Annotated in this window: 14 protein-coding genes; 5 read left to right on the top strand and 9 right to left on the bottom strand. The window is 71.9% G+C overall.

Features of this window, described 5'->3' with window-relative positions; all coding sequences use genetic code 11:
* Positions 1 to 139: 139 nt before the first annotated feature.
* Entirely contained in the window at positions 140 to 508 is a 369-nt protein-coding gene (locus BKA14_RS27215; RefSeq protein WP_184953684.1) for a holo-ACP synthase, read from the bottom strand.
* Positions 509 to 643: 135 nt separating this feature from the next.
* Between BKA14_RS27215 and BKA14_RS27220 the strand changes: the two genes are divergently transcribed.
* Together BKA14_RS27220 and BKA14_RS27225 are read left to right on the top strand one after the other, a co-directional pair.
* On the top strand, positions 644 to 931 hold the full coding sequence (locus tag BKA14_RS27220; protein ID WP_184953685.1) for a hypothetical protein: 288 nt from the start codon (positions 644 to 646) through the stop codon (positions 929 to 931).
* A gap of 46 nt (positions 932 to 977) precedes the next feature.
* Positions 978 to 2,456, top strand: a complete 1,479-nt coding sequence (locus BKA14_RS27225) for an alpha/beta hydrolase (protein ID WP_184953686.1) — start codon at positions 978 to 980, stop codon at positions 2,454 to 2,456.
* Positions 2,457 to 2,702: 246 nt separating this feature from the next.
* Here the strand turns inward: BKA14_RS27225 and glmS are convergent, their stop codons facing one another.
* The gene (glmS, locus tag BKA14_RS27230; protein ID WP_184953687.1) at positions 2,703 to 4,586 is read right to left on the bottom strand and encodes a glutamine--fructose-6-phosphate transaminase (isomerizing); all 1,884 of its coding nucleotides are present in this window, start codon (positions 4,584 to 4,586) and stop codon (positions 2,703 to 2,705) included.
* 170 nt (positions 4,587 to 4,756) lie between these two features.
* Between glmS and BKA14_RS27235 the strand changes: the two genes are divergently transcribed.
* Both BKA14_RS27235 and BKA14_RS27240 read left to right on the top strand, forming a co-directional pair.
* Positions 4,757 to 5,704 (top strand): MmpS family transport accessory protein, encoded by a 948-nt coding sequence (locus BKA14_RS27235; RefSeq protein ID WP_184953688.1) that lies wholly within the window; start codon positions 4,757 to 4,759, stop codon positions 5,702 to 5,704.
* Positions 5,705 to 5,714: 10 nt separating this feature from the next.
* Complete coding sequence (locus BKA14_RS27240; protein WP_184953689.1) at positions 5,715 to 6,893, top strand: pyridoxal phosphate-dependent aminotransferase; 1,179 nt, start codon at positions 5,715 to 5,717, stop codon at positions 6,891 to 6,893.
* 6 nt (positions 6,894 to 6,899) lie between these two features.
* On the opposite strand, the gene glmM is transcribed toward BKA14_RS27240, so the two are convergent.
* From glmM to rplM, 3 genes are all read right to left on the bottom strand, one after another.
* Positions 6,900 to 8,252 carry a phosphoglucosamine mutase gene (gene glmM, locus BKA14_RS27245; RefSeq protein ID WP_184953690.1) on the bottom strand — a complete coding sequence of 451 codons (1,353 nt, stop codon included), beginning with the start codon at positions 8,250 to 8,252 and terminating at the stop codon, positions 6,900 to 6,902.
* Between the two features lie 113 nt (positions 8,253 to 8,365).
* A complete protein-coding gene (gene rpsI, locus BKA14_RS27250) occupies positions 8,366 to 8,893 on the bottom strand; it encodes a 30S ribosomal protein S9 (protein WP_221477332.1) in 528 nt (175 codons plus the stop codon).
* A 20-nt stretch (positions 8,894 to 8,913) separates the two neighbouring features.
* Complete coding sequence (gene rplM, locus BKA14_RS27255; protein ID WP_133873190.1) at positions 8,914 to 9,357, bottom strand: 50S ribosomal protein L13; 444 nt, start codon at positions 9,355 to 9,357, stop codon at positions 8,914 to 8,916.
* 651 nt (positions 9,358 to 10,008) lie between these two features.
* Between rplM and BKA14_RS27260 the strand changes: the two genes are divergently transcribed.
* The gene (locus BKA14_RS27260; protein ID WP_184953691.1) at positions 10,009 to 11,154 is read left to right on the top strand and encodes a uroporphyrinogen-III synthase; all 1,146 of its coding nucleotides are present in this window, start codon (positions 10,009 to 10,011) and stop codon (positions 11,152 to 11,154) included.
* A 196-nt stretch (positions 11,155 to 11,350) separates the two neighbouring features.
* Here the strand turns inward: BKA14_RS27260 and BKA14_RS27265 are convergent, their stop codons facing one another.
* The 4 genes from BKA14_RS27265 to BKA14_RS27280 are packed head-to-tail and all read right to left on the bottom strand — an operon-like array spanning position 11,351 to position 15,681.
* Complete coding sequence (locus BKA14_RS27265) at positions 11,351 to 11,968, bottom strand: GTP-binding protein (protein ID WP_184953692.1); 618 nt, start codon at positions 11,966 to 11,968, stop codon at positions 11,351 to 11,353.
* The gene (locus BKA14_RS27270; protein ID WP_184953693.1) at positions 11,949 to 12,311 is read right to left on the bottom strand and encodes a DUF742 domain-containing protein; all 363 of its coding nucleotides are present in this window, start codon (positions 12,309 to 12,311) and stop codon (positions 11,949 to 11,951) included. The genes BKA14_RS27265 and BKA14_RS27270 overlap by 20 nt, the downstream gene beginning before the upstream one ends.
* A 32-nt stretch (positions 12,312 to 12,343) precedes the next feature.
* Positions 12,344 to 12,751 carry a roadblock/LC7 domain-containing protein gene (locus BKA14_RS27275; protein WP_184953694.1) on the bottom strand — a complete coding sequence of 136 codons (408 nt, stop codon included), beginning with the start codon at positions 12,749 to 12,751 and terminating at the stop codon, positions 12,344 to 12,346.
* Positions 12,748 to 15,681, bottom strand: a complete 2,934-nt coding sequence (locus BKA14_RS27280) for a sensor histidine kinase (protein WP_184953695.1) — start codon at positions 15,679 to 15,681, stop codon at positions 12,748 to 12,750. The genes BKA14_RS27275 and BKA14_RS27280 overlap by 4 nt, the downstream gene beginning before the upstream one ends.
* Between the last annotated feature and the right edge of the window lie 457 nt (positions 15,682 to 16,138).

Raw genomic sequence — 16,138 nt, forward strand, 5'->3', positions numbered from 1 at the left:
GCGACATTTTCACGCCCGCCACCGCCGCGCCGCGCTCCGACTCCGCCCGGCGCCCGCCCACACATGCCCGGCGACCCACCCACGCATGCCGGCCGCGTCAGGATCCGGCGGCCACCCCCGCACAGGCCGGGGGCACGCGTCACGTTTCGGCGACCACCATGGCCGAGGCGATGCCGCCGTCGTGCGAGAGCGACAAATGCCACCGATTGACCCCGCGCTCGGCGGCGACCGCGGCGACCGTGCCCGAGACGGTCAGCCAGGGACGGCCGTCGGGGTCGGCGACGATCTCACAGTCGTGCCACAGCATGCCCGCGGGCGCGCCCAGCGCCTTGGCCACCGCTTCCTTGGCCGCGAACCGGGCGGCCAGCGACTCGGCCGACCGCGGATTGCCGGTGGAGCTCAGCCGCTCGCCCTCGGTGAAGAGCCGGGTCGCCAGCAGCGGCGTCCGCTCGAGAGCGCGGGCGAAGCGCTCCACCAGGACCACATCGATGCCGACAGCCACGATCACCGCCCAACCCTATCGGTAGTCAGCGCTCGTCATCCGGGCCTGTGGACAACCGCGGACGTTGTCCACAGGCCACCCCACGGCGGCCTTGCGGCCCCTAAGTTCGTCGCATCCGTTCGCCCCTCCGGGAGGTTGCTGATGAATCCTGATCTCGAAGCCGACATCGAGGCCCTGCGCCGTGCGGCATCAGGCGTGGCGGCCACCGGCGACCGGGTGAGCGCCGCGGCCGCCGACGACCCGGCGCCGCCACAGGTGCCGCGCTGGGCCACCGTCGAGGCGGCCCAGCTGGCCGGCGAGGCCGCCTCGCGCCAGCTGGCGCTGATCGGCGCCGAGATCGAGGAGACGGCCCGCCGCATCAGCGTGGCCGCGGAGGCTTACGAGCTGGCCGACGCCCGCGCCGTCACCCGCCTGCGGCTGACCCGATGACCGGCGCCACGACGGCCGGTCCGGCTGCCCGCCGGAGGCCGGCCCGATGACCAGCGCCGTTCAAGCGCGTCTGCAGGCCACCGATCCGGCCCGGTGGCGAGCGCTGGCCCTTTCCTGGCGCCGCTGGGCCGAGCTGACCGGTCACCTGATCGCCGAGCTGGTCTCCCGGCTGGCCGCCCTGCCGCCCGTGTGGCGCGGCACCGCAGCTACGGCCGCCGCCCACCGGCTGGAGGAGCTGCGCCGCCGCCTGGTCCTGTTCCGCCTGCACTGCTGGCGGGCCGACCAGACGGCCGGCGAGTTCGCGGCCGCCCTGGCCCGGGCCAGGGCGCTGCTGTCGCGCCCGCTCACGGGCGGCGAGCCGGCCGTGGCGCTCGCGTTGGCGGCCCGGGCCGACGCCGAGGCGACCGAGCGCCTGCACAGCCTGGCCGACATGATCAGTGCCCCGGCCGCGCCGCCCGGCCCCGCCCTCGGTCGACCCGACTGCACCGCTTCGCCCGCCGAGGTGCGGCGCTGGTGGGCCGGGCTCCCCCGCGACCAGCGCAACTGGCTGCTCGCGACCGAGGCGTCCGGGCTGGCCCGGCTCGACGGGCTGCCCGCGGCCGACCGCGACATCGCGAACCGTCTCCTGCTCGACGACCGGCTGGCCGAGCTCGACCGGGCGATCGCCAGGGCCACCGGGCGGGAGCGCGAGCGGCTGCGTGAGGTCCGCAACGGCTTGTTCGCGCTCGACCATCGGCTGGCCGACGATTCCGGGCCGCGGGCCTATCTGCTCCGGCTCGACGTGGCCGAGGAGGGCCGCGCGGTGGTGGCGCTGGGCGATCCGGACCGAGCCGACAATGTGCTCACCCATGTGCCCGGCATGACGGCCGATCTGGCCTCGTTCGGGGGCGAGCTGGCCCGGGCCGAACGCGTCGCCGTGCGGGCCGCCGAGGTCGGACCGGCCGTCGCGACCAGCGCCGTGATGTGGCTCGACTACGACGCGCCCGATTTCGTCGACGAGGCGGCGAGCGCCCGCCGGGCCGAGGCCGGGGCGCCCGCGTTGCGGCACTTCCAGGAGGGGCTGCGGGCCGCGCATGAGGGCCCGCCCGGTCGGCAGGTGCTGCTCGGGCACAGCTACGGCTCGCTGGTGGTCGGCACGGCAGCCGCCGCCGGTGGTCTCGACGCCGACAGTGTGGTGTTCGTCGGCTCGCCCGGGGTCGGGGTGGATTCGGCCCGCGATCTGCGGGTGCCCTCGGGCGAGGTGTGGTCGAGCACCGCCCGCAACGACGTCGTGCAGTACGCGGCGGTCTCCCCCGGCAGCCTGGTGCGCGATCTGGGCACGGCCGGCGCCGTGCCCGGGCTCGGCGCGCTGCTGGCCTTCGGCCGGCCCGAGCGCGACCTGTGGTTCGGCCACAATCCGAGCGATGAGGCCTTCGGCGCCCACGTCTTCACCAGCGCACCCGGCGGTGGCCACGTCGGCTACTGGGAGCCCGGCTCCCCGTCCCTGGAAACGCTGACGGCGATCACCCTGGGGACGGCCCGGTAGGGGGGTCGACGGGAGGCAGCCCGGCCGGCGGACAACCAAGGAGCCGACGGGGCCACGGCCCAGCCGGCGGACAACCAAGGAGCCGACGGGGCCACGGCCCGGCCGGCGGACAGCCAAGGAGCCGGCGAGGAGGGCGGCCCAGCCGGCGGCCGGCCCGGACAGCGGACGTGCCGGTGGGCGGGAACGCGAACGGCCGTCACCGCGCGGGGGCAGCGCGGTGACGGCCGGGCACAGCAGGCCGGTGGGCTATTCCACGGTGACGGACTTGGCCAGGTTGCGGGGCTGGTCGACGTCGTGACCGCGGGCGGCCGCGATCTCGCACGCCAGCACCTGCAACGGCACGGTGGTCATCAGCGGGGCCAGCAGGGTCGGGGTGGCGGGCACCGGGATCAGGTGGTCGGCGAAGGCACGCACGTCCTCGTCGCCCTCTTCGGCGATCACGATCGTCCGGGCGCCGCGGGCGCGGACCTCCTGGATGTTGGAGACGACCTTGTCGCGCATGACGCCACGGCCGGCCGGCGAGGGCACCACGCAGACGACCGGTGTGCCCTCGTCGATCAGGGCGATCGGCCCGTGCTTGAGCTCACCGGCGGCGAAGCCCTCGGCGTGCATGTAGGCCAGTTCCTTGAGCTTGAGCGCGCCTTCCAGGGCCACCGGGTAGCCCACGTGCCGGCCGATGAACAGCACGGTCGACGCCGTCTTGAGGTCGCGGGCGAGTTCGCGCACCTCCTCCATGCGGCCCAGCAGTGTGCGCAGGCTGTCCGGCGTCTGCTGCAGCTTCTCGACCACGGCGGACACCTCGTCGGCGTACATGACGCCGCGGATCTGGGCCAGGTGCAGCCCGATCAGGTAGCAGGCGACGAGCTGGGTCAGGAACGCCTTGGTCGACGCGACAGCGATCTCGGGCCCGCCGTGGGTGTAGAGCACCGCGTCCGACTCGCGGGGGATCGTCGAGCCGTTGGTGTTGCAGATCGCCAGCACGCGGGCTTTCTGCTCCTTGGCGTGGCGCAACGCCATCAGCGTGTCCATCGACTCGCCGGACTGGCTGATCGCCACGACCAGGGTGGAGCGGTCGAGGATCGGGTCGCGGTAGCGGAACTCGCTGGCCAGTTCGACCTCGCACGGGATGCGCACCCAGTGCTCGATGGCGTACTTGGCCACCATGCCCGCGTGGTAGGACGTGCCGCAGGCCACGATGAAGATCTTATCGACGTCGCGCAGGTCCTGGTCGGTCAGGCGCACCTCGTCGAGCACGATCTCGCCGCGTTCGGAGAGGCGGCCGAGCAGGGTGTCGGCGATCGCCTGGGGCTGCTCGGCGATCTCCTTGAGCATGAAGTAGTCGTGTCCGCCCTTCTCGGCGGCCGAGGCGTCCCAGCTGACGTGGTATTCCTTGCCCTCCTGGGGCGAGCCGTCGAACCCGGTGATCTCGATGCCGGCCGGGGTGATCAGCACGACTTGGTCCTGGCCCAGCTCAATCGCCTGGCGGGTGTGCTCGATGAACGCCGACACGTCGCTGGCCAGGAAGTTCTCGCCTTCGCCGCGGCCCACGACCAGCGGCGAGTTGCGCCGGGCGGCGACGACCGCGCCGGGCACGTCGACGTCGACGGCGAGCAGGGTGAACGCGCCTTCGAGCCGGCGAACCGTGCGGCGCATGCCTTCGGCCAGCAGCTGCGGGCCCTCGAGCAGGCCGGCTTCGCGGAGCTGGCGCACCTCGGCCGCGAGCAGGTGGGCGGCGCATTCGGTGTCGGTGTCGCTGGTGAATTCGACGCCGGTCGCCTCGAGCTCGGCGCGCAGGCGGGCGAAGTTCTCGATGATGCCGTTGTGGATGACCGCGACCCGGCCGTCCTGCGAGACGTGCGGGTGGGCGTTGCGGTCGGTCGGGCCGCCGTGCGTCGCCCAGCGGGTGTGCCCGATGCCGGTGAGCCCGGCCGCGATCCGCGATTCGCCGGACTCGGCCAGCGCCTTTTCCAGGTTGGCCAGCTTGCCGGCCTTCTTCTCGGTCAGGACGGCGCCGTCGTCGACGACCGCCACACCGGCGGAGTCGTATCCGCGGTATTCCAGCCTGCGCAGTCCGTCAAGAACGATGCTGAGCGCCGGACGACCGCCGACGTACCCCACGATGCCACACATGGCCGTGACTCTAGCGGACTTCCGCTCACCCGTCATGCGCGAGAGGCACCCTTTCGAGCACACCGTCTGCGCAAAACAGACCGAACGGCCGACCGGCCCATCCCACGGCTGGCGCCGTTGGCGTACCGTCGGCTACCGCGCCACAACAGCGCGCACGCACCGGGAGAAACATGAGCAATCAGCCGGACAATCGGCCGTCGGACGGCACGACTGAGCCTTTCGTGCCGCAGCCGCCCGCGCCGCCGACCTTCCAACCCGGGTACGCGTCGTTGCCGCAGCCACCCAACCCCGACTACCCGCCGACGTCGGAGTTCCCGGCCGCGCCGACGGAGCAGTATCGGGTGCAGTCCTACGAGCCGCCGCCCGGCTACGGGCCGCCCCCGGGACACGGGACTGAGCCGCCGCCCGGCTACGGGCCGCCCCCCGGACACGGGACTGAGCCGCCGCCCGGCTACGGGCCGCCCCCCGGACACGGGACTGAGCCGCCGCCCGGCTACGGGCCGCCCCCGGGTTACGGAGCGCCGCCCCCGGGTTACGGGCCGCCGCCGGCGTACGGTCCGCCTCCGGGCTACGGCCCGCCCGGCTATCAACAACCGCCGCGGCCGCCGCGCAAGAGCAAGACGCCGATGGTCCTGCTCGTGATCGCGGTCACCCTTCTGCTGTGCGGCGGCGTGGCCACCGCGGGCGTGATGTTCGTGCGCAACGTGACCGACAAGGCCAAGGAGGCGCTGCCCGAGCTGCCGCAGCTGCCCTCGGCCGCACCGCAGATCCCCGATCTGCCGACCGATCTGCCCAGCGTCCCGGGGAACGCGCCGGACGTGACCGGCCGCAAGATCACGGTGACGTACGAGGTGAGTGGCGAGGGTCAGGCCTCCCAGATCCTGTATGTGGAGAAGCTCGGCGAGACGCCCAAGCGGCTGCAGAACGTCAACCTGCCGTGGAAGTTCACGACCGAGATGGAGACGCCCGCCCTGGTGTCGGTGGTCGCCATGCGGGTCGGCACGTCGGAGGGCACGATCGCCTGCCGGGCCCTCGTCGACGGGGCCGAGGTCAAGCAGCGCACCTCGAGCTCGTCGACTGTGGCCACCGCGTCGTGCACGCATTTCGCCATCGAGTGAGAATCCTCCAGTGACGAGTGACCCGCTGGTCGAACGGATGCGCCCGTTCGGCACCACGATCTTCACCGAGATGTCGGCCCTGGCCGCCCGCACCGGCTCGATCAATCTGGGCCAGGGCTTCCCCGACACCGACGGCCCGGCCGAAATGCTCGACGCCGCCGCCCGGGCCCTGCGCGAGGGGGCCAACCAATACCCGCCGCTGCCCGGCATCCCCGCCCTGCGCGCCGCCATCGCGGAGCACGAGCAGCGCTTCTGGGCCCTGCCCCGCGACCCCGGCACCGAGGTGGTCGTGACGGCGGGCGCGACCGAGGCGATCGCCGCGGCGATCCTGGCGTTGTGCGAGCGCGGCGACGAGGTCGTTACGTTCGAGCCTTACTACGACTCGTACGCGGCCTCGATCACGCTGGCCGGCGCCGTCCGGCGGCCCGTCACGCTGCGCCCCGGCCCCGACGGGCGTTACACGTTCGACGAGGGTGAGCTGCGGGCGGCGTTCGGTCCGCGCACCCGGCTGGTGCTGCTCAACTCGCCGCACAACCCGACCGGCAAGGTCTTCACCAGCGCCGAGCTGAGCCTGATCGCGGGCCTGTGCCAGGAGTTCGACACGTACGCCGTGACCGACGAGGTCTACGAGCACCTGGCCTTCACCGACGCCGCCGAGCCGCACGTCCCGCTGGCGAGCCTGCCCGGCATGCACGAGCGCACACTGCGGATCTCGTCGGCCGGCAAGACCTTTTCCTGTACGGGGTGGAAGGTGGGCTGGGCGACCGGCCCGGCCCGGCTGGTCTCGGCCGTGACCCGGGTCAAGCAGTTCCTCACGTTCGTCAACGCGGGGCCGTTGCAGCCCGCCGTGGCCGTGGCGCTGGGCCTGCCCGAGGCGTATTTCACCGGTTTCCGCGACGAGTTGCAGGCTCGTCGCGACCACCTGACCGCCGGGCTGACCGCGGCCGGGTTCGCCGTGCAGCCGTCCGAGGGCACGTATTTCGTGACGGCCGACATCACCCCGCTGGGCGGCACGGACGGCATCGAGTTCTGCCGGGAGCTGCCCGAGCGCTGCGGGGTGGTGGCGGTGCCGACGCAGGTCTTCTACGACGATCGCGACGCGGGCCGGCACCTGATCCGGTTCGCCTTCTGCAAGCGCGAGTCCGTGATCGAGGAAGCAGCCCAGCGTCTGTCGAAGCTGGGCCGCTGATCCAGGTCAGGCGGGAGAAGCGGAGCGCACCTCGTCGGCGATCCGCTCGGCCACCGACCTGGCCTGCTCCTCGGTGGCGGCCTCGACCATCACCCGTACGAGGGGCTCGGTGCCCGACGGACGCAGCAGCACGCGGCCGGTCTCGCCCAGCTCGTTCTCGGCCAGCGCCACCGCGGCCTGCACGCCGGGGGCCGACGCACCGGCGTCCCGGTCGCCGACGCGCACGTTGATCAGCACCTGCGGCAGCGGGTGCACCACCGCGGCCAGGTCGGCCAGCGACTTGCCGCTCGCCGCGATCTGGGCCATCAGGTGCAGGCCGGTCAGCACGCCGTCGCCGGTGGTGGCGAAGGCCGGCATCACGATGTGCCCGCTCTGCTCGCCGCCCAGCGCCAGCCCGCCCGCGTTGAGCTCCTCGAGCACGTAACGGTCGCCGACCTTGGTCTCGATCAGCTTGATGCCTGACTGCTTCATGGCGATCCGCAGGCCGAGGTTGCTCATCACGGTCGCGACCAGCGTGTCGTCGGTCAGCGTGCCCGCGTCGCGCATCGCCAGGGCCAGGATCGCCATGATCTGGTCGCCGTCGACGACGTCGCCCGCGGCGGTCACCGCGAGGCAGCGGTCGGCGTCACCGTCGTGGGCCAGGCCCAGGTCGGCCCCTTCGGCCAGCACGGCCTCGCGCACCTTGTCGAGGTGGGTCGAGCCGCACTCGTCGTTGATGTTCAGGCCGTCCGGATCGGCGTGGATCGCGATGACCTCGGCCCCGGCCTCCTCGTAGGCCACCGGGCCGACCTCGCTGGCCGCGCCGTTCGCGCAGTCGACCACGACCTTGACGCCGGAAAGGCTGTGCGGCGTTGCCCCGACCAGGTGCTTCACGTAGTGCTCGGCCCCGTCCAGCAGGTCGTGCACACGGCCGATGCCGGCGCCGGTGGGGCGGCCGATCAGCCCGTGCCCGTCCTCGATGGCCTTCTCGATGCGCTCCTCCAGCTCGTCCGGCAGTTTGGTGCCGCCGGCCGCGAAGAGCTTGATGCCGTTGTCGGGCATCGGGTTGTGCGAGGCCGAAAGCATCACGCCGAGGTCGGCGTTGGTCTGCCCGACCAGGAACGCCACCGCGGGGGTGGGCAGCACGCCGACCCGCACCACGTTGGCGCCCGCACTGGTCAGCCCGGCGACGACGGCCGCCTCCAGCATTTCGCCGCTGGCCCGCGGGTCACGCCCGACGATCGCCAGCGGCTGGTGGCTGCTGTCGCTCTCGACCAGGACGCGCGCGGCCGCGACCGCCACTTTGAGGGCCAGTTCCGGGGTGAGCAGCTCGCCGTTCGCGAGCCCCCGGACGCCGTCGGTGCCGAACAGTCGACCCATGCGGATTCCTTTGCGTGCGTTGCATCGATAAAAGGGGAGGGAACGCAAACGGCCGGGCGTGCCCCCGGGAAACCCAGGAGCACAACCCGGCCGTTGTCAGACTCGGCGCAAAATCAGCGCTTCGAGTACTGCGGAGCCTTACGGGCCTTCTTGAGGCCGTACTTCTTGCTCTCCTTGACGCGGGCGTCCCGGGTGAGGAAGCCGGCCTTCTTGAGAGCGGGGCGGTCGTCGGGCTCGTTCGTGATCAGCGCCCGCGCGATGCCGAGGCGCAGCGCACCGGCCTGGCCGGTGATGCCGCCGCCGCGCAGGTTCGCGATCACGTCGAACTGCTCTTCCTTCTCCGCGGTGACGAGCGGCTCGCGGATGAGCTGCTGGTGCACCTTGCTGGGGAAGTAGGCCTCGAGGTCGCGGCCGTTGCAGGTGATCTTGCCGGTGCCGGGCACGAGACGCACCCGGACGATGGCCTCCTTGCGGCGGCCGACGGTCTGGATCGGACGGTCACCGGGGCGCGGGGCGCGGACCGGGGCCGGCGCGGGCGTCTCGACGACGACCACGGTCTCTTCGGCGGGCGTCTCGACAACGACCGTGCCGGCGGGCTCCTCGACGGTCTCGACGACCTCGGGCTCGATAACGTCGGACATGCTGCTGCCTTCTCCCGCGCTCACTGCGCGATCTGGGTGATTTCGAACGGCTGGGGCTGCTGGGCCGCGTGCGGGTGCTCGGCGCCCGGGTAGACCTTCAGCTTCTTGATGATCTGCCGCGCGAGCTTGTTGTGCGGGAGCATGCCCTTGACGGCCAGCTCGATCGCCTTCTCGGGGCGCTTGCTCAGCAGCTCCTCGTAGCCGACCTGCTTGAGACCGCCCGGGTAGCCGGAGTGGCGGTAGGCGACCTTGGTCTGCCGCTTGTTGCCGGTCAGGGCAACCTTGCCGGCGTTGATGATCACTACGAAGTCGCCGGTGTCGACGTGCGGCGCGAAGGTCGGCTTGTGCTTGCCACGCAGCAGGTTCGCGGTGTGGGTGGCCAGGCGACCCAGAACGACGTCAGAAGCGTCGATAATGTGCCACTGACGCTCGATCTCACCCGGCTTCGGGCTGTACGTACGCACAGAATTACCTTGTCTTGTCGTCGGTCTGGGGTCGCGCGCTGGTCGCGGAGAACGCGAACACCGAGCCTACCCGGAGGGGCGGGCTCGCAGCTGTCGCACAACAGCAGGCAACAATACCCGGCTGCACGGCGCGTGGTCAAAACGTGCAAGGGTCCACACGATCGGTGGTCCCGCCCAGCACGCGGACGCGACCTCCAAAAATAACCATCTGCCAGCATACCCGCTCCCGTGACGCGCCCGGCAGCGGGATCCATGGTCAAGAACTTCCGGCCCGTACGCGTAGCGAAGGTCACAGGTCGATGCCTCTTAGCAGGCTCGAAACAAACGGGACGCAAGGGCGAAATTCCGCACCGGCACGCTTCGGGGCATGAGCAATGGCGCCGACTCCTTCACGACGCAGGCCCGGCGTGGCCCGCGCGTGCGGAGAGGACGCACTATTGAGAAGCCACCGTCAGGGTTGAGGACGGACCTGACGGTGACCGCTGGATCGGCTTCCCGGTCCGGCGAAGAGGAGTCGTGGCGCGCGCCGGCCGGAGGTACGGCGGAGAACGCAGGCGTGACATGGGAGCGGGTCGACGCTGAGGACGGCGGGATCCGAGCGTGCCCTTCGGTGGACCGGACGGCCGCGCCACGACTTCTTGAACAGCTGCGATGACCGACCGCACGGGGGGAACGCGCCGGACGGTGATCACGGCGGCCGCGCTGGCCGAGCCGGCCGCGTCGCTGTCCGGATACACGATCGGGGTCACCGCGGACCGCCGCCGGGACGAGCTGGCCACCCTGCTGGAGGGCCGCGGGGCCCGCGTGGTGCTGGCCCCCGCGCTGCGGATCGTCCCGATCGCCGACGACGCCGAGCTGCGCGCCGCCACCCGGGCCTGCCTCGACAATCCGCCCGACATCGTGCTGGTCAACACCGGTATCGGCATGCGCGGCTGGCTGGAGGCGGCCGAGGGCTGGGGGCTGGCCGAGCCGCTGCGGGGCGTGCTGTCGCACGCCTACCTGGTCGCTCGCGGGCCCAAGGCACGCGCCGCGGTGCGGTCGGCCGGGCTGCACGACCAATGGTCCCCCGAAGGGGAGAGCTACGACGAGGTGATCGACCACCTCAGGGCCCGCGGCATAGCCGGCTTGACCGTCGCGATGCAGCTGCACGGTGAGAGCCAGCCCGAATACACCGAGGCGCTGGAGCAGGCGGGCGCCCGGGTGGTCGAGGTACCGGTCTACCGCTGGGCCGCGCCGACCGACCCGGCTCCCCTGCACCGCCTGGTCGACCTGATCACGGCCCGTCTGGTCGACGCGGTCACGTTCACCGCGGCCCCGGCCGTGCAGGCGTTGCTGCGCGCAGCCGGCCCCAGCTCCGAAGCCGTGCTCGACGCCCTGCGCGGCGACGTGCTGGCGGCCTGCGTGGGTCCGGTCACGGCCGCTCCGCTGCGCCGCCACAACGTGCCGGTGGTGGCCCCGGCCCGGGCCCGGCTGAGCGCCCTGGTCCGCACCATCGTCGACGAGTTGCCCCAGCGCGCCGTCTCGCTCGAGGTGGCCGGGCACTCGCTCACCCTGCGGGGCCACGCCGCGATAGTCGACGGCGAACTACGCCCTCTGGCCCCGGCCCCGATGGCCGTGCTGCGGGCCCTCGCCGCCGTGCCGGGCCGCGTGCTCTCCCGCGCCGCCTTGCTGCACGCCCTCCCCCGGGGCGCCGACGAACACGCCGTGGAAATGGCCGTGGCCCGCCTCCGGGCCGGCCTGAGCGCCCCCGGCGTCATCCAGACAGTCGTCAAACGGGGCTACCGGCTGCCGGTGTAACCCGCGCGCGGAAAAGATCAGCGCGGCCGGTCAACGGTTCTGGTTTTCGGGCGCAACCATTTACGCAGGTCGCCCGGGCGGGTTGAGCGTTCTGGGCGCGCCAGCGCCCTGCTCAGCCCGCCCGGGCCCCCGCGGGAGCGACGGCCCGTACCCCCACCCCGCGAGGACCAAAGGAATTTGATCTTGAGGCCGCGAATCAGCCGACGGGTGCCGGATATCCGCCCTGTTCGCTGATCAGCGTGGCCATGGCGTGCTCCACGACGGCCACCAGCACCTGCTTGACCGAGTCGCGGTGGCGGGCGTCGCACATCACCAGCGGCACGTGCGGCGGGATGGCCAGCGCCTCCCGCACCTCGTCGGGCTCGTAGCGCGGCGCGCCGTCGAAGCAGTTCAGGGCGACCAAGTAGGGCAGGTGCCGATTCTCGAAGTAGTCGAGCGGGGCGAACGCGTCGGCGATCCGGCGCGTGTCGACCAGCACGGCCGCGCCGACCGCGCCCCGGATGAGCTCGTCCCACATGAACCAGAACCGGGTCTGCCCGGGCGTGCCGAAAAGGTAGAGGATCAGGTCGTCGGCCATCGTGATGCGGCCGAAGTCCATCGCCACCGTGGTGGTCCCCTTGCCGGGCACCTTGGAGGCGTCGTCGACCCCTTGACCGGCCGAGGTCATCACGGCCTCGGTGGTCAGCGGCTCGATCTCGGAGACCGCCCCGACCAGCGTCGTCTTGCCCACGCCGAATCCCCCGGCGACGACAATTTTCGCTGAGGTGATCTCTTTGGGTTGCGCCCCCGCTCGCTCAGAGCTTGCGAAGTCCACTCAACACCCTTTCCAGCAGGTTCATCCGCTCCGAGAACCCAGTTTTGGGAGCGGCGCTGTGCAACGAGAGCAGTCCGTCGGCCACCATGTCAGCGACCAGGACTCGCGCCACACCGAGCGGTAGCCCGGTGAGCGCCGAGAGCTCGGCCAGCGATTGCGCCTTCGCCTCGCACAGCACGGCGATGCGGTACTTGTCATGCCCGGCGAACCGGGCCTCTTGCAGACCGGCCTGGCTGGCGACCAGGACCGCCTCGATCGGGATGTCCCGGCGCGGTTCGGTGCGTCCACGGGTGACCGCGTACGGACGCACCAGGTTGCCTCTCGGATCCTGCGGCTGGCCCATCGCGCGATCACCCCCTTCCATCGAACCGGCGACTAGTGATTGACAGTTTCCCGAGGGGCCGGCGACAGCGACGCGCCGACCCGCTCGACCAGCAGCGCCATCTCGTAGCCGACCTGACCGACGTCGCAGCTGCGCGCGGCCAGCACGGCCATCGAGGAGCCGTCGCTGATCGTCATGAGGAACAGATAGCCGGAGTCCATCTCGATGATCGTCTGCTGGACCTCGCCCGCGTTGAACATGCGCGACGCGCCCTCGGTCAGGCTGACCACACCGGACGTGATGGCCGCGAGCTGGTCGGCCCGGTCGGCCGGCAGGTCACGCGACGCGGCGAGCAGGATGCCGTCCGCGGAGACCGCCACGACGTGGGCGATACCGGCCACGCTGTTGGCGAAGTTGTTGAGCAGCCAGCCCATGTCCTGCATGGTGGGGGGCCTGGTCACGGTTGGTTCTCCTTAGCCTGGGAGGTGGCGGACTCGGCAGTGCCGTCCGTCCGCCCTCGTTGCACTCCCCGGTGATACGCAGAAAGTAGTCCGCGGACCTCATCAGGACTGCGACGGTTTTGGGTTTTGGGCCCGGACTGCACGCCCCCGGGCACGAGCTGCGCCTGGGGAACGCGCTTGGGCAGACCGGACCGCGTCGTGCCGGCGTCGACCGGCTCGGCCGCTGCCATCGCCTTCTGCCACCCCTCGTCGGCCGTCGTCTTCCACCGGTCCTCGGCCGCGGCACGCGGCTTGGGCACGGACGGTCCATTGTGCCCGGTCGCCGGGGCGGCCGACGGCGGGGGCGGCGCCGGTGCGGCCGCGGGGGCCGCGGCGGGCGCGGGAGCGGGAGACGTCGGCTTCGTCGCTCCGTTCGGCGGCGGGGCGTAGCCGGCGGTCGGCATGCCCCACTCCTCCTGGCTCGCGTTGTCGTGGTTGCGGAACCAGCTCTGCTGCATCTGCACGAAGATCGGCGCGTCGTTGCGCTCCTCGGCCGACGGGACGACCGGCGGCGGAGGCGCCGGCGGCATCGCGGCCAGGGCGGCACCCCACCCGTTGCCCGTGGGGGCCGGCGGGCCCGACACCACCGGGGGCGCCGAGACGACCGGCGGGGCCGGGGTGGCCGCGGCGAAACCGTTCATTGTGGACGACGAGTTCGTCGCGTCGATGGTCTTCGTCACCCGGGTCGGCAGCGGGGGCCGGTTGGGTGTGGGACGCGTCTCCGGCTCGGACGGCGGGCGCTGCGACGGGAACATCGGCAGCTGCGGGTGCGCAGCCGGCGGCGGCGGGGTCGGCTCGCGCCACGCCGGTTCGGGCGCGGATGCGGGCGAGATGGTCGGCAGCGTCGCGGTGGCGGCCCGGGAGGACCGGGCGTCCCAGCCACCCCCGTACGGCGCAGTGCCCAGCTCCTGCGGCCGGACCGGCGCGTCGAGGCGGCGGCTCGGCAGCACGACGATGCTGCTCGGCAGCGTGACCTGGGCGACCGTGCCGCCCTCCAGGTTGGCCCGCAGCTCGACGCGGATGCCGTAGCGGGAGGCCAGGCGGCCCACCACGGCCAGACCCATCAGGCGGAAGGCGGCCACGTCGACGCCCGGCGGTTCGGCCAGGCGCCGGTTGAGCTGGTCCATCTGCTCCTCGGACATGCCGAGGCCCCGGTCCTCGACCTGGATCACGACGTAGTCGCGGATCCGCCGGCCGTCGGCGACCACGATGGTGGTCGGCGGCGAGAACCGGGTGGCGTTGTCGAGCAGCTCGGCGACGAGTCGCACCACGTCGTTGACGGCGAGCGCGGCGATCGAGATGTCGGTGTCGACCGTGCCGAACTCGATGCGGTTGTACAGCTCCACTTCGGACTGCGCGGCGCGCAGCGCGTCGACCAGGAGCGCGTCCTCCCGGCGGGGGGCGCTGGAGTCGGCGCCCGCCAGCACGAGCAGGTTCTCGTCGTTGCGGCGCATCCGGGTGGCCAGGTGGTCGAGCTCGAACAGCTGGGCCAGACGCTTCGGGTCCTCCTCGGTGCGCTCGATCATGTCGAGCTCGCCGATCATCCGGTCGACCAGCGACTGACTGCGCCGGGCCAGGTTGAGGAACATCGTCGAGACGCTGGTGCGCAGGGCGGCCTGCTCGGCAGCGATGCGGACCGCCTCGCGGTGGACCACGTTGAACGCCTGGGCGACCTGGCCGACCTCGTCCTTGTTGGGCAGGTTGATCGGGTCGCGGACCTGGCGGACCAGCTCGTCAGCGCCGCCCTCGCCCAGGTTGCGGGCGTCGCGCAGCTTGGCCACGGCGTCGGGCAGGTCGCGGTTGGCCACCGCCAGGGCGCCCTCCCGCAGCCGCCGCAGCGACATGTTCAGCGAGCGGGCCAGGATCACGGCCAGCGTGATGGCGATGATCAGCACGAGCAGGACCAGGGCGGCCTCGATCGCGGTCTGCCGGACGACGCTGTCGCGCTCGGAGGAGGCCTGGTCGACCACGTCGGACTCGAGCTCCTGCTCGGCCCAGCGCATCAGGTCGACCACGGCCCCGAAGGACTGGGTGACCTCGTCGGCGTCGACGACCTGGCCGTTGGCGACCCGGCCGAGCTGCGCGGTGACGCCGTCGACCAGGTTGACCGCGTCGCCCGAGACCACGTTGTCGACCAGGGCGGCCTGCTCCGGGCTGGCCACCAGCTGGAACGCCAGCAGCGCCTCCTGCTGGGCGGTCTGGGTGGCGATGAACGTGACGCGCTGCTCGGCGCTGAGGTCACGAGTGACGGCGGCCGCGTAGGACACGGCCTCCTGCTCGGCGGTGCCCGCCTTGGCCCGGGCGAACGCGGCGATCGCGCGCAGCCGGTCGGCGATGTCGCCGTCGCCCGCGAACTGGCTGACCGCCTCGCCGTACGAGACCAGGTCGGTGATCACGACGCTGTAGCGCGAGACGGCCTCGGCGACGGCGATGCCGTTGCGGTCGCCCACCGCCGTGCGGGTGGCGTCCATCGTGTTCAGGTGGTCGTCGATGCGGGTGAGCCGGTCGAGCACGGTGGCCGGCGGCTCGCCGATCTCCTCGCGGTTCGCGCGGTAGACCTGGATCTGCGCGTCGCTGGCCCGGACGGCGGCCCGGTAGGCGTCGGTGCGCGCGTCGAGCACGGGATTGCCGAGATACGCGGCGGCGGCCATCCGCTCGACGTGCAGCAGCTGAGTGAGTGCGGAGACGTCGGTCTCCAGCTTGGTCAGTTCCTCGACCTGCCCGGCGTCGGCGGCACGCTGCCCGACGTCGACCAGACGCGTGGTCGCCAGGGCGATGACCGCGACCAGAGGAACGACCAGAATGAGAGCCAGTTTGGCGCGGATCCGGGCGTCTCGCAGGCGGGGGAAGACACCACGGCGCGTCACCTGGGTCGAAGATCCGGTGCTCACGACTTCTCCTCCGTGGTCATCCCCGTGGCTCTTCGCCCGCAGAACCTCGCGCGGCCCGGGAATTTCATCAGAACGGACATCCCTTTGGGAAGCCAGGAAACACCCAGAAATGAACTTGGTGTCCGAGTGCAAGTTTTCCTGCCCGTTCTACATTCGACAAAGAATGCGCTTTGACGTGCGCGAATATCTCGCTCGACACATCGGGTGACGACACGGTCACGCTGAACCCCCAAGATTCCAACCAGTATGTGAGACAACCGTCTCGATCCATCGATGGTGAGCCGCTTGACCAGGGGCCTTCACGTTGGCAAGGTTTGGCGCGATCGAACGGACACATTGTCCGTGCCGGCGCGCCCGCCCATCGACCACGATGTCTTGGCGCCCCCGCCTTTCCGCCCCCATAGGAGGCACCGCAGTGCGGCTCCCCCGCATCACCGCGGCCACCGCCGTGGCATCG

This window comes from Paractinoplanes abujensis (assembly GCF_014204895.1).
GTDB classification, from domain to species: domain Bacteria; phylum Actinomycetota; class Actinomycetes; order Mycobacteriales; family Micromonosporaceae; genus Actinoplanes; species Actinoplanes abujensis.